Annotated in this window: 19 protein-coding genes; 12 read left to right on the forward strand and 7 right to left on the reverse strand. The window is 60.9% G+C overall.

The window, feature by feature from the left end; all coding sequences use genetic code 11:
- Positions 1-139: 139 nt before the first annotated feature.
- Positions 140-1222 carry a LacI family transcriptional regulator gene (locus NCHU2750_RS15335; RefSeq protein WP_119941296.1) on the forward strand — a complete coding sequence of 361 codons (1083 nt, stop codon included), beginning with the start codon at positions 140-142 and terminating at the stop codon, positions 1220-1222.
- Between the two features lie 174 nt (positions 1223-1396).
- Here NCHU2750_RS15335 and NCHU2750_RS15340 read toward each other — a convergent pair whose 3' ends face one another.
- The 5 genes from NCHU2750_RS15340 to NCHU2750_RS15360 all read right to left on the reverse strand — a co-directional run bounded on the left by NCHU2750_RS15340 (position 1397) and on the right by NCHU2750_RS15360 (position 8169).
- Positions 1397-2902, reverse strand: a complete 1506-nt coding sequence (locus NCHU2750_RS15340) for a tripartite tricarboxylate transporter permease (protein ID WP_119941297.1) — start codon at positions 2900-2902, stop codon at positions 1397-1399.
- Positions 2903-2923: 21 nt separating this feature from the next.
- Complete coding sequence (locus NCHU2750_RS15345) at positions 2924-3385, reverse strand: tripartite tricarboxylate transporter TctB family protein (protein ID WP_119941298.1); 462 nt, start codon at positions 3383-3385, stop codon at positions 2924-2926.
- 261 nt (positions 3386-3646) lie between these two features.
- Positions 3647-4630 carry a tripartite tricarboxylate transporter substrate-binding protein gene (locus NCHU2750_RS15350; protein ID WP_119941299.1) on the reverse strand — a complete coding sequence of 328 codons (984 nt, stop codon included), beginning with the start codon at positions 4628-4630 and terminating at the stop codon, positions 3647-3649.
- Positions 4631-4972: 342 nt separating this feature from the next.
- Positions 4973-6340, reverse strand: coding sequence for a sigma-54-dependent transcriptional regulator (locus NCHU2750_RS15355; RefSeq protein WP_119941300.1), 1368 nt, complete (start codon positions 6338-6340; stop codon positions 4973-4975).
- The gene (locus tag NCHU2750_RS15360; RefSeq protein WP_349509018.1) at positions 6337-8169 is read right to left on the reverse strand and encodes a sensor histidine kinase; all 1833 of its coding nucleotides are present in this window, start codon (positions 8167-8169) and stop codon (positions 6337-6339) included. Before NCHU2750_RS15360 ends, NCHU2750_RS15355 begins: the two co-directional genes overlap by 4 nt.
- 156 nt (positions 8170-8325) lie before the next feature.
- Here NCHU2750_RS15360 and NCHU2750_RS15365 point away from each other — a divergent pair, with 156 nt between their 5' ends.
- The 6 genes from NCHU2750_RS15365 (at position 8326) to NCHU2750_RS15390 (ending at position 11971) form a co-directional block, all read left to right on the forward strand.
- On the forward strand, positions 8326-8508 hold the full coding sequence (locus NCHU2750_RS15365; RefSeq protein WP_119941301.1) for an NUDIX hydrolase: 183 nt from the start codon (positions 8326-8328) through the stop codon (positions 8506-8508).
- 136 nt (positions 8509-8644) lie between these two features.
- Positions 8645-9121, forward strand: coding sequence for a DUF4126 family protein (locus NCHU2750_RS15370; protein ID WP_119941302.1), 477 nt, complete (start codon positions 8645-8647; stop codon positions 9119-9121).
- Entirely contained in the window at positions 9118-10491 is a 1374-nt protein-coding gene (locus NCHU2750_RS15375) for an FAD-containing oxidoreductase (protein ID WP_119941303.1), read from the forward strand. Before NCHU2750_RS15370 ends, NCHU2750_RS15375 begins: the two co-directional genes overlap by 4 nt.
- A gap of 160 nt (positions 10492-10651) precedes the next feature.
- A complete protein-coding gene (locus tag NCHU2750_RS15380; protein ID WP_162939645.1) occupies positions 10652-11017 on the forward strand; it encodes a hypothetical protein in 366 nt (121 codons plus the stop codon).
- A 138-nt stretch (positions 11018-11155) separates the two neighbouring features.
- On the forward strand, positions 11156-11503 hold the full coding sequence (locus NCHU2750_RS15385; RefSeq protein ID WP_162939646.1) for a hypothetical protein: 348 nt from the start codon (positions 11156-11158) through the stop codon (positions 11501-11503).
- Between the two features lie 144 nt (positions 11504-11647).
- Entirely contained in the window at positions 11648-11971 is a 324-nt protein-coding gene (locus NCHU2750_RS15390) for a YrhB domain-containing protein (protein WP_119941306.1), read from the forward strand.
- Between the two features lie 101 nt (positions 11972-12072).
- Here the strand turns inward: NCHU2750_RS15390 and NCHU2750_RS15395 are convergent, their stop codons facing one another.
- On the reverse strand, positions 12073-12423 hold the full coding sequence (locus NCHU2750_RS15395) for a hypothetical protein (RefSeq protein WP_119941307.1): 351 nt from the start codon (positions 12421-12423) through the stop codon (positions 12073-12075).
- 197 nt (positions 12424-12620) lie between these two features.
- On the opposite strand from NCHU2750_RS15395, the gene NCHU2750_RS15400 reads away from it, so the two are divergent.
- The 4 genes from NCHU2750_RS15400 (at position 12621) to NCHU2750_RS15415 (ending at position 16696) form a co-directional block, all read left to right on the forward strand.
- On the forward strand, positions 12621-12971 hold the full coding sequence (locus NCHU2750_RS15400) for a hypothetical protein (RefSeq protein WP_119941308.1): 351 nt from the start codon (positions 12621-12623) through the stop codon (positions 12969-12971).
- A 151-nt stretch (positions 12972-13122) separates the two neighbouring features.
- Positions 13123-15111, forward strand: coding sequence for an asparagine synthase (glutamine-hydrolyzing) (gene asnB, locus NCHU2750_RS15405; protein ID WP_119941309.1), 1989 nt, complete (start codon positions 13123-13125; stop codon positions 15109-15111).
- Positions 15112-15233: 122 nt separating this feature from the next.
- Positions 15234-16280, forward strand: coding sequence for a glycosyltransferase family 2 protein (locus tag NCHU2750_RS15410; protein ID WP_119941310.1), 1047 nt, complete (start codon positions 15234-15236; stop codon positions 16278-16280).
- Between the two features lie 203 nt (positions 16281-16483).
- Entirely contained in the window at positions 16484-16696 is a 213-nt protein-coding gene (locus NCHU2750_RS15415; RefSeq protein ID WP_119941311.1) for a hypothetical protein, read from the forward strand.
- A 26-nt stretch (positions 16697-16722) separates the two neighbouring features.
- Here the strand turns inward: NCHU2750_RS15415 and NCHU2750_RS15420 are convergent, their stop codons facing one another.
- Positions 16723-17229: a ferritin-like domain-containing protein gene (locus NCHU2750_RS15420; protein WP_119941312.1), complete on the reverse strand. Its 507-nt coding sequence runs from the start codon at positions 17227-17229 to the stop codon at positions 16723-16725.
- A gap of 412 nt (positions 17230-17641) precedes the next feature.
- On the opposite strand from NCHU2750_RS15420, the gene NCHU2750_RS30580 reads away from it, so the two are divergent.
- Positions 17642-17848: a hypothetical protein gene (locus tag NCHU2750_RS30580; RefSeq protein ID WP_162939647.1), complete on the forward strand. Its 207-nt coding sequence runs from the start codon at positions 17642-17644 to the stop codon at positions 17846-17848.
- Positions 17849-17869: the final 21 nt, after the last annotated feature.

Raw genomic sequence — 17869 nt, forward strand, 5'->3', positions numbered from 1 at the left:
TCATTGATTTGATAGGATATTTTTCGTTGTTTCTAGAAAAATGCGGTGATTCCCGAGAAAATTATGGAATTTTCCGTGAAATTTGTAACGATACATATCGAGGTTCCGCCGCGCTTTGCGACGGAAGGGAGGAAATACCATGTCGCTGGATGACCCCGACGACCGGCGCGGGACAAATGCGCCTGCCGCCACCAATGCAGATCGCAGCTCCGCCAATCTTAGCCCCGCAAATCTTAGTCCCCATGTGAAGCCGACTCTGAGGACGATCGCCGAGCTGACGGGCCTCGCGGTCACCACGGTCTCGCGTGCGCTCGGCGACGATCCGTTGATTGCCCGCGACACACGGCAGAGGGTGCAGGCCGCCGCAGCCGAGGTAGGCTACCTGCCCGACCGCGCCGCCCAGCGCCTGAGAACCGGCCGCACCAATGTCATCAGCCTCGTTCTCGATCCGCATGAGGAAATTCTCGGCTACGGCACCTCGATGATCCGCGGCATGACGGCAACGCTGCGCGGCACATCCTATCACCTCGTCATCACGCCGCATTTTTCCGATACGCCGCAGATCGATCCGGTCCGCCATATCGTCCGCAACCGCATGGCCGACGGCATATTGTTCAGCCGCACCGAGCCATCCGACGAGCGGGTGAAATTCCTCATGGAGACGGGCTTCCCCTTCGTCTGCCATGGCCGCACCGAACTCGCCACGCCACACCCTTATGTCGATTACGACAATTACGCCTTCACCTATCAGGCCGCGAAAAAGCTGATCGCCGCAGGCTGTCGGCGGCTGTTTCTCATCTTGCCACCCGAGCGTTTCACCTTCCATCACCACATGCGCCACGGCTTCATGACGGCGGTGCGCGAGGAAGGCGTCGGCTTCGAAATCGCCGATGGCATCACACTGGACAGCAAGGCCGACGCGGTGCGCGACCATGTCGCCACCCGCCTCGCAAAGGCCGCCCCGCCGGACGGGTTCATCTGTGGCGGCGAGGTCTCCGCCATGGCCGTGATGTCGGCCACCCACGACCTCGGGCTTTCGATCGGCAAAGACCTGCGCCTCGTCGCCAAACAGACCTCCGGCCTCTTCGACCAGGTGAGGCCAAGGATCGAAACGATCTACGAGGACCTGTCGGAGGCCGGAAGGTTGATGGCCGAACTATTGCTGAAGCGTATGGCCGGCAAGACGCCGGTGGATGAGTTGCAGGCCGTGTTGGGGGTTTAACCGGGTCCGTCTTTGGGGGCGGCAACACCCCCTCTGGCCTGCCGGCCATCTCCCCCACAAGGGGGGAGAAAATCCACGTTTGCCGACTGCCTCAATCAGAACTCGGTAGCGCGGCCGGGTTAAGCCCTCCCCCTTGTGGGGAGGGTTTGGGAGGGGTGTGGGGACGATATTGTCTCAATCCTCCTCGACGAACACCTCGTCGCGCTTCTTCCTCACACTTGGCAGGAAGACGATGACCAGCACCACCACGGCGATCGCCAGCAGCCCGGCGCTGATCGGCCGCGTGACGAAAGTCGACGGATCGCCGCGTGACAAGATCATCGCTCGCCTGAGGTTTTCTTCCAGCAGCGGTCCGAGCACGAAGCCGAGCAGAAGCGGCGCCGGCTCGCAGCGCAGTTTCAACAGCAGGTAGCCGAGAAGACCGAAGAAGGCGACGGCATAGAGGTCGTAGACGTTGGAATTGACGCTGTAGACCCCGATCGAGCAGAAGGCCATGATGATCGGGAAGAGCAGGTAATAGGGGATGGTCAGAAGCTTCACCCACAGTCCGATCAACGGCAGATTGAGGATGACCAGCATCAGGTTGCCGATCCACATGGACGCAATAATGCCCCAGAACAGCGCCGGCTGTTCGGCCGCCACATTCGGCCCCGGAACGATGCCCTGGATGATCATCGCGCCGACCATCAGCGCCATGACAGGATTGGCCGGAATGCCGAGCGTCAGAAGCGGAATGAACGAGGTCTGGGCACCGGCATTGTTGGCCGATTCCGGACCTGCCACGCCGGCAATCGCACCATGGCCGAATTCCTCGGGCGTTTTCGACACCTTCTTTTCCACCGTGTAGGAGGCAAAAGACGCAAGGATCGCGCCGCCGCCCGGCAGAATGCCGAGCACCGAGCCGATCGCCGTGCCGCGCAGCACTGGTGCGATCATCGCCCGAAAATCCTCGCGGCTCGGCATCAGGCCGGAAACCGTGGCCATCAACACTTCCCGCGTCCTCTCGTTTTCGAGATTGCGCAGGATCTCGGCAATGCCGAACACACCCACCGCAACCGCCACGAAATTCAGCCCGTCGGCATATTCGCGGATGCCGAGCGTGAAGCGCGGCGCGCCGGTATAGATATCGGTGCCGACAAGGCCCAAGAGCAGCCCGAGCGCCACCATCGCCAGCGCCTTGATGACGGACCCATGCGCCAAAGCGATCGACGAGACGAGGCCGACGACCATCAATGAGAAATACTCGGCCGCACCGAACTGCAACGCGATCTCGGTCAGCGGCGGGGCGAAGATCGCCACGAGAAAGGTCGATACCGTGCCGGCAAAGAACGAGCCGATCGCGGCGATCGCGAGCGCTGCCCCGGCCTTGCCCTTGCGCGCCATCTGGTAGCCGTCGATGGCGGTGACGGCGGAAGAGGATTCACCCGGCATGTTGATCAGGATCGCCGTGGTCGAGCCGCCATATTGGGCGCCGTAATAGATCCCGGCGAGCATGATCAGCGACGAGACGGGCTCGAGCTGGAAGGTGATCGGCAGAAGCATGGCGATCGTGGCCGTGGCGCCGATGCCGGGCAGCACGCCGATCAGCGTGCCGAGCAGAACCCCGATCAGGCAGAAGAACAGGTTCTCGATCGAACCCGCCGTCTGGAAGCCGAGCAGAAGATTATTGAACAGATCCATCAGTCACATCCCGAAAATCGATCAGAACCGGACCCAGGGTCCGAAACGCTGGAACGGCAGGCCGAGCCCGTAGGAAAACACCAGCACGGAAAACACGGTGAGCAGCACCGCCAGAACCACGGCGGTCAGAGGCGTCATCTTGTGCGAGGCAAAGGCGGCGATCAGCCCGGTAAAGAACAAGGACGGCACGAAGCCGAGGCCGCGCACGGTGATGCCGAAGAAGATCGGCGCCGCCAGAATGAAGACGATACCGCGCCACGCGATCGGCCCGATCGCCTCTCCCGCCGCGCGAAACGCCTGGACAAGGATGATCGCCCCGAACAGGATCAGTGCCAGCGCCAGGATGAACGGGAAATATCCCGGCCCCATGCGAAATGCCGTACCAAGCTCGAGTTCGATCGACTGGTAGGCAAAGAAGATGCCGGTTGCGACCAAGAGGAGGCCACAGATCAGGTTGGCCTTGTCGATTGATTGGGAATTCATGATGTCTCCTTGGAGCGGAATACTCCCCTCGGCCCGCAATTTCCCCACAAGGAAAGACGTTTTGCGTATGACGAAGACCCCTCCCAACCCTCCCCACAAGGGGGAGGGCTTAACCCGGCGGAACCGCCGTGCACCAATCGGGGCAGGCGTCTGCGGCAAGTCTTCTCCCCCCTTGTGGGGGAGATGGCCAGCAGGCCAGAGGGGGACTTTTCCAAGCAATAACCCTAGCCTTGAGGAAGGGCGTGAAGGGGTGAAATTCTATCAATCCGCATATTGCCCGGCAGCCTCGATGATCGGCTTCCAGCGGGCGATTTCGGTCTCCAGCTTCGCCTTCAGCGCCGCCGGCGTCGCATCGGCTTCCGGCGACGGCGCGGTGCCGAGTTCGGCGAAGCGCGCGACGACATTCTTGTCCTTCAGCGCCAGCTGCAGCGATTTCGACAGCCGTTCGTTGATCTCGGGGGCAGTGCCCTTCGGCGTGTAGATGCCGTGCCAGATACCGACCGTCATGCTCTCAAGCCCCTCCTCCTTCACCGTCGGCAGGTCCTTGAAGATTGCGAGACGCTCCGGCGAGGTGACCGCATAGGCCTTGATCGTACCGCCCTGGATCTGCTTCGTCGTATTGGTCGTCTGGTCGCACATGATATCGACCTGGCCGCCGAGAAGATCGGTCATCGCCGGGCCGGTTCCCTTGTAGGGCACGGTGACAAGCGGCGTCTGGATGGCGCTCATGAACAGCATGCCGCAGAGATGGGAGGCAGCCCCGATGCCGGCATTGGCGACCGTCACCTTGTCGGAATTCGCCTTGGCATAGGCGACAAGCCCCTTGAGATCGGTCGCCGCCATGTCCTTGCGCGCGACGATCGTCATCGGGACGTCGGTGACGAGACCGACATAGTCGAAGGCGTTCAAGGTGTCATAGGCGAGCTTGCGATAAAGCGTGGCGCTGGTTGCCATGCCGATATGATGCAGAAGCACGGTATAGCCATCCGCCTCGGCCGCTGCCACGCGGCCGGCACCAAGCGTGCCGCCGGCGCCGCCGACATTTTCGACGACGATCTGCTGGCCAAGATCCTTCGACATGGATTCGGCGACAAGTCGCGCCACCGTATCGGTCGGCCCGCCTGCGGCAAACGGCACGACCATGGTGATCTGCCGCTCCGGATAACCGGCGGCATTGGCTCCCACAGCAAACAGCGAGATGGCGGCAAGCGCCGTTGCGCCGAATACGGCGTTCATAATTTTCATGATGTCCTCCTCCCGGTCCGATAACGGACGCAATACCCGCCGGCGCATCTCCTCCCGCACCGGCTTGTGAGACATTTGCGGATGCGCGCGAGCCGCTGACAATTGCCGAAAGGCAAGCCCGAACGGGATATTTTGCCCCTCGCGCTGCAGCATGGGTGGATATGGGAACAAGCGGCGAAGGACGTGGGTGGATTTCCACCCATCGGCATTCAGCGGCATGGTATACGGGTGGCACTGGCGGGAGAGTGGGGCATGCGAGCGAAACCTCACCCACCCTCATTCCTGTGCCTGTCACAGGAATGAGGAAAAAGATGCGGCAGCGGCAGGACAACCAAAGCCCCCCTACTCCGCCCCCTCAGCCCCCAGCATCCGCTTGTCCAACCCGTATTTCTGCATCTTCTCGTAAAGTGTCTTGCGGGAAATGCCGAGCGCCTCGTAGACCGGCCGTAAAGCCCCGCCATGGGCGGCGATCTCGCCGGCAATCAGGTTGCGCTCGAACGCTGCGACCTTCTCGGCGAGACGGCCACCAGCCTCCTTGGCCACCGCCAGCTCGCCGGTCCCCTCGCCACCGACAGTGTCGAGCCCAAGCACCAGCCGGTCGGCGGCATTGCGCAATTCGCGCACATTGCCAGGCCAGTCGCGCTGGGCGATCAGCGACACGATATCCGGCGCCACATCCATGTCTTCGCGGCCATAGCGGGCCGCCGCCTCACGTACCAACTGGAGAAACAGCAGCGGAATATCCGCCCGCCGCTGGGAGAGTGACGGCACATGTACGGTCGCGACATTCAGCCGGTAGAGAAGATCGGCCCGGAACCGACCCGCCGCCACTTCCGCCGCAAGGTCGACCTTGCTGGTGGCGATGAAGCGCACGTCGAGGGGCACGGTTTCATTCGAGCCAAGCCGGGTGATCACCCGCTCCTGCAGCACCCGAAGGAATTTCGCCTGCAGGTCGAAAGGCATCGAGCCGATCTCGTCGAGGAGAATGGTCCCGCCCCGCGCATGTTCGAATTTTCCGTAACGCGGCCGGATCGCACCGGGAAAGGCGCCGGCCTCATGGCCGAAAAGCTCGCTCTCGATCAGCGTTTCGGGAAGGGCTGCACAGTTGATGGCGATCAGCGGCCGGTTGGCGCGCGGGCTGATATCGTGAAGCGCCCGCGCCACAACTTCCTTGCCCACCCCCGTATCGCCGATCACCAGCGTATCGGCGTCGGTCGCCCCGATCGCCCTTATGCGGTAGCGCAGGTCGACCATCACCTGGGTGCGGCCCGGCATGCGCGCCTCGACATCGTCCCGCTTTCCGGCAACCGCGCGAAGCAGCCGGTTTTCAAGGATCAGCGAGCGCCGCTCCAAGGCACGGCGGATGACGCCGGCCAGATGCTGCGGCGTGAACGGCTTTTCGAGAAAATCATAGGCGCCCTCGCGCATCGCCTTCACCGCAAGCTGCACATCGCCGTGGCCGGTGACGAGAATGACCGGTATTTCCGCATCGAGTTCGCGGATGCGATGAAGCAATGTCATCCCGTCCAGCCCCGGCATGCGGATATCGCTGACGATCACCCCGTCGAAGCCGAAGCCGGAAAGCTCCAGCACGTTTTCTGCATTCTGGAACGTATCGACCGACAGGTCGAACAGTTCCAGCGCCTGCGCCGTCGAGCGGCGAAGTTCCTCCTCGTCATCGACCAGAAGCACCCGTTGCGGCAGCGTCATTCGGCCGCCTCCATAAGGCTCGCATCGGCAATCGTAAGTTCGATCGCAAACACCGCCCCGCCTTGCGGGTGATCGCTGACGGAAAGACTGCCGCCGAAATCCTTGACGATATTGTAGGAGATCGACAGCCCGAGCCCGAGCCCCTTGCCGACACCCTTGGTGGTGAAGAACGGATCGAAGATGCGCTCGCGGATCGCCGCCGGCACGCCCGGCCCGCGGTCGCGCACGCTCAACACCACTCTCTCGCCGATCACGGCGGCCGCAAGATCGATGCGGCGATCCTCAAGCTCCTCCACCATGTCGGCGGCATTGGTGACGATATTGACCAGCACCTGCTGCAGCCTGACCGCGCCGGCCATGACCCGCGGCAGCGACGGCGCGATATCGATGCAAAGCTCGGCTTGCGCCGTCTTCAACCGCGCCGAGACGATTTCCATCGTGTCGCGGATCACCTCCTCGACGCTGACGGCACCGAGCTTCTCGTTAGGCTTGCGGGCGAAATTGCGCAAATGCCGGCTGATCGAGGCCATCCGGTCGATCAGCCCCGAAATCCGCCGCAGATTGTCCGCCGCCTCCTCCACCCGGCCGCGGTCGATCAACAACCCGGTCGTCTCCGCATAGGTTTTCGCCGCCGCGAGCGGCTGGTTGAGTTCATGTGAAAGTGCTGCCGACATCTGCCCGAGCCCGGCAAGCTTGCCCGCCTGCACCAGATCCGCCTGGGTCTGGCGAAGCCGCCGCTCCGTCAGCCGCCGCTCGGCGACCTCCTGGCGGATGCGGCTGTTGACGCGGGCGAGATCGGCCGTGCGTTCGGCCACCCGCCGCTCCAGCTCGTTCTGCGCCTCAGCCTGCAACTGCATCCGCTCGGCAAGCCGCGCCCGCCTTTGCAGCACGATGGCAAGCCCGAAGCCGAGCAGGCAGAACGCCAGAAACACCGCCGCCATCATCGTCTGCGCCTGCCAGCGCACCGAGGTGGTGTCCATCAGCACATTGACCGTCCAGCCGGCACCGGGCATGGACTGCGAGACATAGAGATATTCCCGTGCCGCACCGCCACCCGCCCCGGCAATCAGCATCGTACGGTGTCCGGCAAAGGCGCCATAGGTGAGCGGCAACTCTCTCAGCTTGGCATCCGCATAGCGCCTTGAGGCCTGTGTACGCGCGATCCGGTCGGGCGTCAGAGGCAAGATCGCCGCATAGCGCCATTCGTCACTGCCGGTCATGAAGATGATGCCTTCCGGATCGGAGACGAAAATCCGGTCGTCGCCGCCGGCCCAGGAGGCTTCGATCAGGTCGAGATCGACCTTGAAGACGATCACGCCGAGGATCTTTCCCGCCATCACGATCGGCGAGCTGAAATAATAGCCGCGCTTGGCCGATGTCGTGCCGACCGCGAAGAAGCGTGAATGCTCCCCGCGCGCCGCCTCCTGGAAATAGGGCCGATAGCTGAAATTCTCGCCGACGAAACTGACGGCCGTATCGTAATTGCTGGCGGCGATCGTCAGCCCGTCCAGCGTCATGATGTAGATGTCGGAGGATTTCAAAAGCGTATTGACCGCCTTGAGATAGCGGTTGGCCTCCAGCCTGAGCGCCTCGTTGCCCGGATCGCGGATCAGCACCTCGATGATCTCGTCATCGGCGGTCAGCGCCGGCAGCGCCTCGTAGCGCTTCAGATGCCCGTCGAGCGCCGAGACGGCGAGCCGAAGCGTCGTCGCCGCCTGCAGCTCCGCTTCTCTCATATAGCTGCGCGCAACGAGATCATGCACCTTGAAGGTGACGATGAGACCCGCAACCACGCACAGCACCACCACTGCCGCGATACGATGCTTCACGCTTAAAGGGCTCCTCCTCCCTCAACCAAAGCTGGCGTATATTACGAAGTGCAAAGCAATTTACCATCCACTTTTCGCGGCATGGCTGCAGCGATGGCATTGTGCGAAGAGATCGGCCGGTTGATATTCCCCGTCAGACACCACGGAGAAACCGCCATGCCAGATGATCAATCCAGGCTGCAGGCTGTAACGCCGGGAGGCGGCCCGGAGGAAACCCCGATGGAGACCGCGGGCCGCCTGCGCGAAAAGTATGGGATCGAGCTCACCGACAAGATCCGCACACCCTTGCCCCGCGAGGCAAACGATGCGCTGTGGGACGACAGGGACGAATCGCGATAAGCCAATCTCGACCGCGCCGTGAAAGCCGCATTCTCCAAGCCGCTTGACTGAAGATAGATTGACTTGCGATGGAATATCGCCTCGATGCACAATCAATGAGGGAAGTCCGCGTCTTTCGCGGCAGAAGGGGGTTCTGATGGTTTCCTTGCTTGCGCTTTTCATGGGTATCGTCGCCGGCCTGAGGGCCATGATGGCGCCGGCGCTGGTCAGCTGGGCGGCGTCGCTCGGCTGGCTCGATCTGTCCCATACCTGGTTGTCCTTCATGGGCTCCGGCTGGGCGGTGCTGATCCTCACCATTCTCGCCATACTCGAACTGGTGACCGACCAGTTGCCCAACACGCCGAGCCGCAAGGTACCGCAGCAATTCGTCACAAGGCTCCTGACCGGAGGGCTTTCCGGTGCAGCGATCTGCATTCCGCATGACCTCTGGCTTGCCGGCCTTGTCTCCGGCGTGCTCGGCGCCGTCGTCGGCACCTATGGCGGGGCCTGGGCGCGGGCGAAACTCGCCGCAAGCTTCGGCAAGGATCCGCCGGCCGCCTTCATCGAGGATGGCGTCGCCTTCGTCGTCGCCTTCATCATCATCCTGTCCCTGCCGGGGGCGGCGGCGATATGAGGACATTCGACGCGATCATCATCGGCGCCGGACAGGCGGGACCATCGCTTGCCGGCCGCTTCAACGATGCCGGCAAGAAGGTCGCGATCATCGAGCGCAAGCATGTTGGTGGCACCTGCGTCAACACCGGCTGCAAGCCGACCAAGACGCTGGTCGCCAGCGCCTATGCCGCCCATCTCGCCCGCCGCGCCGCAGATTACGGCGTCGGCATTAGCGGCGACATTTCGATCGACATGCCGGCCGTCATGCGCCGCTCCCACAAGGTGACGCTCGACAGCCGCCACAGCAATGAGAACTGGCTGGAGGGCATGCAAAATTGCGAGCTGATCCGCGGCCATGCGCGGTTCGAAAGCCGCAACACCATCCGCGTCGGCGACGAACTGATCACCGCCCCGCAGATCTTTTTGAATGTCGGCGCCCGCGCCACCATTCCCGATTTCGCCGGCGTCGGCGACATCCCCTACATGACCAATAGCGATATCGTCATGCTCGACCGGCTGCCGAAACATCTGGTCATCGTCGGCGGCAGCTATATCGGTCTCGAATATGCGCAGATCTACCGCCGCTTCGGCGCAGAGGTGACGGTGGTCGAGAAAGGCCCGCGCATCGTCAGCCGCGAGGATGAGGATATTTCCGCCGCCGTGCGCGACATCCTTGAGGCGGAAGGCATAAATATCCGCACCAATGCCGAATGCATCCGCTTCCGTAAGGAACGCGACGGCATCGCCGTTGGCGTGAACTGCAAGGAAGGCGAGCCGGAAGTCTTGGGCTCCGATGTCCTTCTCGCCGTCGGCCGCCGCCCGAATACCGACGATCTCGGCCTCGACAAGGCCGGTATCGAACTGGATGCCCGTGGCTTCATCAAGGTCGACGACAGGCTGGCCACCAATGTCGAGGGCATTTGGGCGATGGGCGACTGCAACGGCCGCGGCGCCTTCACCCACACAGCCTATAACGACTTCGAGATTGTCGCCGCCAATCTCTTCGATGGCGAGGATCGCCGCCTCTCGCAAAGGCTGCTCGGCTATGCGCTGTTCATCGACCCACCGCTCGGCCGGGTCGGCATGGGCGAGGAAGAGGCGCGCCGCGCCGGCCACGACATCCTCGTCGGCACCCGCCAGATGAAGAATGTCGGCCGCGCGGTGGAAAAGGGTGAGACCAAGGGCTTCATGAAGATCGTCGCCGATGCGAAGACGAGAAAGATTTTGGGCGCAGCCCTGCTCGGCACCGGCGGCGACGAGGCGATCCACGGCGTGCTCGACCTGATGAATGTCGGCGCAAGCTATGACGACCTGCGCTGGGCCGTCCCCGTCCACCCGACCGTCTCCGAACTCTGGCCGACCGTCGTCCTGTCGATGAAGCCTGCATAGGCAGGGAGGAGACGGAAGGCTGGACTGTCGGCTCGCGTTGATCTGTGACGGAATGCCAGTGTCTGTAAGTGCGCCAGAGGCAACTCGGCGGCTTTGCATCAGAAGCGGTCATAGAAAGGCGGCGCTACTCTCTGCCGTCGATAGCTCAAAGGAGTGTAACGTGGCTTCGTCCATCTCGATCTCTGCCCCGAATTCATTGATCTTGATCTCAGGTGGAAATGGCTCCGTTCCCAATCGATTTGAAGAGGGCAAAGCTGTCGCAGCGACGCCTACCATGATTGCGGTAGGCACTCTCAGTGAATTCGATGGACCTACTCGCATCACGCTTGTTCGAGGACGAGCAGCTATCGGGGAACTACGAGAGCTTTTTGATGGGAATCTCCAAGAGTTGAAGGGTAAGTTAGTAGTTCAAACTTGCGAGGGAGCGGTGATACTTTCAGGTCAATTCGATTACCCTCAAGCGAGAATTCAGGTGTTTTCGAACGATCAATCGGAGCCAGATGATATAGTGATCATCTATTCGTGACACAGGCGCTAGCGGGTTTCCGTTAATGTCTGCGTCGGGCCATTTGCCGCCGTCATCTCTGCGCCAATTGCAGTCGTGGTCGTTTAAAGCCTTTGTTATTTGAGTAAGCACCGGGCAGTCGAAAAAATGAGGGATGTGATGACCAGCGACACCGTTGAGTTGCTGAAGGTTTATCGGACGAATGCCGTCCTGCATCGTGAAGCCACTGAAGCGGGCAACTCGCGAAAGGCAAACCGAGCGTACGAGAAGATCATTTCCGCATACAAGCTCCTCGATCAGTCCGAGCAAGGAAAGACAGCCTTGAAGTCACTCCTCGCCGATGCTGATGATGGTGTTTGCGTTTGGGCCGCGACCCACACTCTGAAGCATGCTGATGGCGGCGCTCTCGCACGTCTCGATGCTATTGCCCAAGGAAACGGGTTAATTAGCTTCAACGCACAGATGGTGGCAAAGCTATGGAGGGCGGGAGAGCTCGAACTCCCATAGCATTTGGCCACGTTCAGCAAGGAGCTCGGTTCGCTTCGGGCCGAGAGCCCGGCTTCCGCGTCGCACCAGTAGCGGTCACGCGGGCTGAAGTTGCCAACATTCTCCTTTTAGGACAAAAAACGCATCAAGGTCGGGTGGTGAAGAATGCTAAAATTTCACAATGCAAGACGGCTCGCGGAAACTTGGGTCCAATGCGTCTGCGGGAAAGGTGTCGAACTCGTCCAAAGCTCCACCATTGCAAAGCCATATGGCTGGGTTTTCTTCTATCAGGCTACTGCCTACCTGCAAAATCCAAACGACGTTTCTCAGGCGCTTGGTGGAAACGCCCCTTTTATCATCGACCGGGAGAGCGGCCAGATAACGGTATTAGGTACGACTTTACTAATCGAAGAGTATCTGGAGCGCTTCGAAGCGACATTGCCTCAAGCTCGATTGCACTTTAAGCCTGAACAACCTGCTTGGTTATGACCGTCTGGTGCCGAAGGCACCTATTCAGCTCGGCTGTGAAATTATCCGCAACTCATATTCTTCACAATGTCCGGTTTGGACGGACACCGGTAAAAACTCGACTACTCATCCGTGCGCCAATAGGCCTCGTAAAGCGCGTGATCCGAGAAGACTGTTTCATATTCAGGATATGCCATACCGAGAACCGTTACATTTATCTCGTGGAGGGTTTCATTGAAATCTTCGATAGCGACGCCCGCACACGTGAGCATGCCATAAGCGTATGACCGTGCTGAAAGTTCAGGACCATCCACAATCTTATTATCATCTCCATCGATTACGAAGGCATGGAGACGCGGGACATATTCTGGAGCAGGGACGAACCGTCCTCCAGCTACGCCCATCGGCGGATCAATTGGATCAAGGTCAGAGTGCCCAATCACTTTACCCCTGTACAGGATATCGACCTTCATGGCTTCCTCCAAAGTTGTCAGAAGCGTTTATATCTCGTCTAGAGATCAAATTTGAGCGGATGGCCAGTAAGTCCTGCGAGTTTTCAACGGTATCCGCCAATTACGTTCATCCGTTGCGCGTATTCTGCAACGGTGCAGAAGTCAGAAGAACGGCTTCAGGATTTTCGCGACGGATGGCAATAAGGTGAAGAGAGAGCATGACCGACTTCAAAATCATCGATGTGCCGGGAATGCTGGGCGTACAGGTCATGTCACTTGACAGGACCGGCAACGAAATTCCCGATGATGGCCAGTGGCGTCGTCATGCCGCTGCTGCACAATACGTTCTTGCCGAGTTTCTCGTCGGAAAGAGTTTGGTGAAAAGTGTTTCCTCCATTGACCGTCAACCAAACCTCATCATCATGTGGTCCCAGCTAACTCCCACGGGACAAGCTTTCATCAGAGCAGCATATGATAAATGGCTGCGGTCCGTTGATCGGACAGACACGACGGAAGCCACGATGGTTGAGAAACTGGAACACCGCTGGCGCTCATTCTCGATGGAATGACATGTTCTTGTCGCACAAAGTCGATGTTTCACGACCGTTCTCTGCGACTCGCCAATGTCCAGATTGCACCCAACCTACCCCCCCGCATAAGCAGATCGGCAAGCTTTTCCGCTTATGAACGGGATCTGATAATCCTGTTCGAGGCTGAAATATGTGCGGATTTGCAGGCTATGTGGGAGAAGCATTCGGGCCGGACCGCGCACCCTCTCTGCTGTCTGCCATGGGACACGCGATCGCCCATCGCGGTCCCGATGGCAGCGGCATCTGGACTTCCGCCGGCATCGGTCTCTCCCATGTCCGCCTGTCGATCGTCGGCCTGTCGGATGGCACCCAGCCGATGACGAGCGCCGACGGGCGCTACACGATCGCCTTCAACGGCGAGATCTTCAACTATGTCGAACTGCGCGACGCGCTGAAATCGCGCGGCGCCATCTTCCGCACCGGTTCCGATACCGAAGTCCTGCTGCAGCTCTATGCCCTTGAGGGAGAAGCCTGCCTTGCAAGGCTGAACGGCGATTTCGCCTTCGCCATCTGGGACGCGACAGAGCACCGGCTGGTGCTTGCCCGCGATCGCATGGGCGTGCGCCCGCTCTTCTACACCGAACACCAGGGCACGCTCTATTTCGCCTCCGAGGTCAAGGCGCTGCTGACCGTGCCGGGCATCGAGGCGGAAATCGATCCGATAGCGCTCGACCAGATTTTCACCCTCTGGGCGCCGATCGCGCCGCGCACCGCCTTCCGCAACATCTTCGAGTTGGAACCCGGCCAGATCCTCGTCCGCGAGAATGGTGAAAACCGGCTTTCCGCCTACTGGACCCTCGATTTCCCCGATGCCGGCGAACACGACGAGACGAGCGAGACCGATCGCGCAGAAGAACTGCTGGCCCTGCTCACCGATGCGATACGCTTGAGAATGCGCGCCGACGTGCCGGTTGGTTCCTATCTGTCGGGCGGTCTCGATTCCTCGCTGATATCGGCCCTTGCCGCACCGATGGCACCGAACGGGCTGAACACCTTCTCCCTCACCTTCGAGAGCGCCGAACATGACGAAAGCGGCTTCCAGCGCCAGGTCGCCGCAGCACTCGGCACCCGCCATCATTCGGTCGCCTCCTCGCCGGAAGCCATTGCCGCGGCCTTTCCGCAGATCATCGGCTTCACCGAACGCCCGATCCTCAGAACAGCGCCCGCGCCCCTCCACAGACTCGCCGGCCTTGTCCGTGAAAACGGCATGAAGGTCGTGCTGACCGGCGAAGGCGCCGATGAGGTGTTTGCCGGCTACGACATCTTTCGCGAGGCAAAGCTCCGCCGCTTCTGCGCCCGCCAGCCGGGATCGAAGGTAAGGCCGCATCTCTTCCGCCGGCTCTATCCCTATCTGCCGGGCCTTCAGCAGCAGTCTTCGGATTATCTCGCCGCTTTCTTCGGTGTCGCGGGCATCAATCCGTCCGATCCGCTCTTCTCCCACCGCCCGCGGATCAAGACCACGGCTGCCACCAGGATCTTCTATTCCGACGACCAGAAGCAGACACTCGGCGCCTATGATGCGGCGCAAGAGCTTGCCGCCCGCCTGCCGCAACGTTTTGCCCGCTGGCACCCGCTGCATCAGGCGCAATATCTGGAAACCAGCCATCTGCTGCCGGGCTATATTCTCTCCAGCCAGGGCGACCGCATGGCCATGGCCCATGGCATCGAAGGCCGTTTCCCCTTCCTCGATCACCGGCTGGTGGAATTCGCAGCAAGGCTTTCGCCCGATGCTAAACTCAAGGGATTGAACGAGAAGCACATTCTAAGAAAGGCCGCGAAGGGGCTTTTGCCGGAAAACGTCGTAGAGCGGCAGAAACAGCCCTACCGCGCGCCGGACAGCAGTTCCTTCACCGGACCGGGAATAACCGAACAGGCCTATGTCTCCGACCTGTTGTCGCAGGCATCGCTGGCACAAAGCGGCCTGTTCAATGCCTCCGCCGTCTCGAAACTGCATGGCAAGTGCCGCCGCCAGGACGTCGCCGGCTTCCGCGACAATGCTGCCTTCGTCGGCATCCTCTCCACCCAGATATGGATCGACAGGTTCTCTTCGAACCGGAGTGAAAAATCGGAGATTTCCACCCGATTGCCGGTCAATGCCTCGACATCGCTAAAATTTTAGTATTGTCTTTATGACGATCGGAAGGTGCAGCCCTTAAGGCTTGGAGCAGTCGCACAGGGATCGGGTCTTGAAGGCCGGATCGACAGGGCAGCCGTCGTGACCAAGTCAGGGAGTAGCAGACCATGACCGTATCGATCATCATCAAGACCTTGAATGACGAAAAGCGCATCGGCCGCGCCATCGAATGCGCGCTGGCTGCACTTCCCGAGGGTCAGGGCGAGGTGATCGTCACCGATCTCGGCTCCCGCGACGAGACGATCCGCATCGCCTCCAGCTATCCCGTCCGTGTGGTCCAGATCGCCCGCCCCGCCCGCTTCCGCAGCGGCGCCGGCTCGCAACTCGGCTATCAATATGCCCGCCACGAATTCGTCTGCGTCATCGAAGGCGACATGGATCTCGATCCCGATTTCCTGGTGGAAGGCATCGCCTTCCTTGAACGCCATCGCCACACCGGCGGCGTGACGGGCCGCATCGAGACCGCCACCACATCCGGCGCCGGCTTCACCCCCGATACCCGTATCGGCTCTGTCGAGCGTCTGGCCGGCGGCGGCCTCTATCGCCGCAGGGCGATCGACGCGATCGACTACATGGCCGACCGCAACCTGCATGGTTACGAGGAACTCAACCTCGGCATCCGGTTGCGTTCGAGCGGCTGGAAGCTGCACCGCCTCGATCGCCGCTTTGCCCGCCACCAGGGAGAAGGCGCTCGCTCGCGTGACCTGCTTCTGGAGCAGATGCGCACCAAGGAACCGTTCGGCATGGGCGAACTGCTGCGCGCCGCCAGCGGAAAGCCCTATTTCACCCGCCTTCTGCGCGATCTGCCGGAACTGAAGATGCTCGCCCTCGCCTGGGCCTTCATTCTCATCTCTGCAGCACTCATCGCCTTCCTGCCGAGCCTGGCATTTTCCAGCGCCGTCGTTGCAGCCGGCCTCGCTCTCATCGCGGTTGCCAGCATTCATCACGCCGGCGGCGTGAAGACCGGCATCTACGCCATGCTGATCCGTTTCCTGCAGGCCGTGGCCCTTCCGGTCGGCTATCTCACGCCGCGCCGCAACCCGCGTTCCTGGATCGAAAGCCGGATCGTTGGAGAGCCGGATGCCGAAGTCAGCCGCGATGCCGATGAAAAGATGCAGGCCTATCGTCCGGAGATCGTAAAGTCCGCACGCTGAGCGCAGGGATCGGCGGGCCGAGGGCTTTGCCGTGCCGATGTAAATATCATCGAAACCTTACCTTCATTTAATCTCCGGCCGCTTGCAAAGGTCATGGAAGGGAGTAGGCTCCCTCCATCGTCGGCTATCGGGTAGGGCGCCGGCGACTGAAAGGCCGAGAGTGGGGACTCGCAGCGCTTTCGCCCCCATGACGGAGGCAAGACATGTATCCTGCAGCACTGACCAGTACATTCGAACCGGCCGAACTCGCATTTCTGAAACGCGTCTTCGATGATGTTTGCCTCGAACACGGGCTGACCGACGGCAGCAATGCGGCAAGCGATGTCGCCGCCCAGATGATCCAGCTCTATCAGGGTGGCATCAAGGACGAGGGCAGCCTTCACCGCCATTTCGACGGCCACGATTTCTTCGGCTGACGCCGCACCGCCCTATCGCCTGGCCATCATCTTTTGGCCTGCAGGTCGCGCTCGTCGCGCATCAGGAACACACGCGTAATTGGGTCGAGATTGTCTTCGAGCCACGCGGCCATCGCCATTTCCTCGGCGAGAATGCGTTCGAGCACGGCTTGTGCCTCGCGCTCGCCCAGTTCGTCGGCGGCGGTGATCAGCACCCTATAGGTAGCGATCTCCTGATGCTCGAACCCGTAGGCGGCCGAGACGAACTTGACGACCTCGTCATTGACGAGCAGCCCCGGAATGCCCTGCACCGTCGCTGCAATCCGCCCGGCAATGTCTTTCAAGGTCGAAGGCGTGCCTGAAAGCCGGGTGAGCAGCAGTTGCAGGTCTTCCGCCTGCCGGCGCGTCTCGTCGAGATGCGCGAGCATGCGGGCCTTCAGGTCGGGATAGTTTTCGAGCCGCTTGGTCTGTGCAGCCAGCATGGTGGCGGCCTGTTCCTCCATCGCATGGGCGCTCTTCAGCCAGGCGATGAAATTGTCTTTCGCATGGGTCATCTCGCGGGTCCCTCCTTGATGGAAAAGATAGTACACGGATCCGTGATCGCCATAGGCAACCCCGAAAGCGGGCAGGAGGTTCCAAGGCAATGCGACGCGAAGTCGCGCGACAATACCCTCCAGAGATGCATGCACAGCATATCAGACCATCGTAGAAAGAGCGGAACCTTCACTTGCATAAATGGTTGTCGATGGAATAATGGAGGCGCCGATGAGCCCAGATCCTCGAGAACCGACCGACGAGCCGCCTATGCCGGCACCGGGATGGATCCCGGATCCGCCGATCGATGAACCGGATCCGGACCGGCTGCCTGACGAGGCGCCAGTCCCAAATCCGGATGAGACAAACAGTCCGCCTATCTACATGCCGCCGGGAAACGCGGTATAGAAGGGCGGCGCTAACGAGAACGCTATGACAGTTACCAGTAAGAGTGCGCCGGGCCACGATTTGTCCCGGCCCCAACAGGCAGCCGAGTTCAAACCCTGTTTGTGGAAGCTGCTCGTCGTCACCGCCGGCATCCTTATTGCCGTCTTTGCTGCGATGAAACTTGTCGACGATACTCATTCGGGATCGTTCGAGACCACCGTTTCCGCACCACAGACCCATAAGGCAGGCTGACCTGAAGACGGGATAAGGCTG

This window comes from Neorhizobium sp. NCHU2750, assembly GCF_003597675.1.
In the GTDB taxonomy this organism is placed as follows: domain Bacteria; phylum Pseudomonadota; class Alphaproteobacteria; order Rhizobiales; family Rhizobiaceae; genus Neorhizobium.

Coding starts and splice junctions, on each gene's coding strand:
- NCHU2750_RS15410 (WP_119941310.1), top strand. CDS start 15,234: ATGACCGTATCGATCATCATCAAGACCTTGAATGACGAAAAGCGCATC.
- NCHU2750_RS15370 (WP_119941302.1), top strand. CDS start 8,645: ATGGTTTCCTTGCTTGCGCTTTTCATGGGTATCGTCGCCGGCCTGAGG.
- NCHU2750_RS15350 (WP_119941299.1), bottom strand. CDS start 4,630: ATGAAAATTATGAACGCCGTATTCGGCGCAACGGCGCTTGCCGCCATC.
- NCHU2750_RS15355 (WP_119941300.1), bottom strand. CDS start 6,340: ATGACGCTGCCGCAACGGGTGCTTCTGGTCGATGACGAGGAGGAACTT.
- NCHU2750_RS15415 (WP_119941311.1), top strand. CDS start 16,484: ATGTATCCTGCAGCACTGACCAGTACATTCGAACCGGCCGAACTCGCA.
- asnB (WP_119941309.1), top strand. CDS start 13,123: ATGTGCGGATTTGCAGGCTATGTGGGAGAAGCATTCGGGCCGGACCGC.
- NCHU2750_RS15385 (WP_162939646.1), top strand. CDS start 11,156: ATGACCAGCGACACCGTTGAGTTGCTGAAGGTTTATCGGACGAATGCC.
- NCHU2750_RS15345 (WP_119941298.1), bottom strand. CDS start 3,385: ATGAATTCCCAATCAATCGACAAGGCCAACCTGATCTGTGGCCTCCTC.
- NCHU2750_RS30580 (WP_162939647.1), top strand. CDS start 17,642: ATGACAGTTACCAGTAAGAGTGCGCCGGGCCACGATTTGTCCCGGCCC.
- NCHU2750_RS15395 (WP_119941307.1), bottom strand. CDS start 12,423: ATGAAGGTCGATATCCTGTACAGGGGTAAAGTGATTGGGCACTCTGAC.
- NCHU2750_RS15420 (WP_119941312.1), bottom strand. CDS start 17,229: ATGACCCATGCGAAAGACAATTTCATCGCCTGGCTGAAGAGCGCCCAT.
- NCHU2750_RS15365 (WP_119941301.1), top strand. CDS start 8,326: ATGCCAGATGATCAATCCAGGCTGCAGGCTGTAACGCCGGGAGGCGGC.
- NCHU2750_RS15375 (WP_119941303.1), top strand. CDS start 9,118: ATGAGGACATTCGACGCGATCATCATCGGCGCCGGACAGGCGGGACCA.
- NCHU2750_RS15335 (WP_119941296.1), top strand. CDS start 140: ATGTCGCTGGATGACCCCGACGACCGGCGCGGGACAAATGCGCCTGCC.
- NCHU2750_RS15390 (WP_119941306.1), top strand. CDS start 11,648: ATGCTAAAATTTCACAATGCAAGACGGCTCGCGGAAACTTGGGTCCAA.
- NCHU2750_RS15340 (WP_119941297.1), bottom strand. CDS start 2,902: ATGGATCTGTTCAATAATCTTCTGCTCGGCTTCCAGACGGCGGGTTCG.
- NCHU2750_RS15400 (WP_119941308.1), top strand. CDS start 12,621: ATGACCGACTTCAAAATCATCGATGTGCCGGGAATGCTGGGCGTACAG.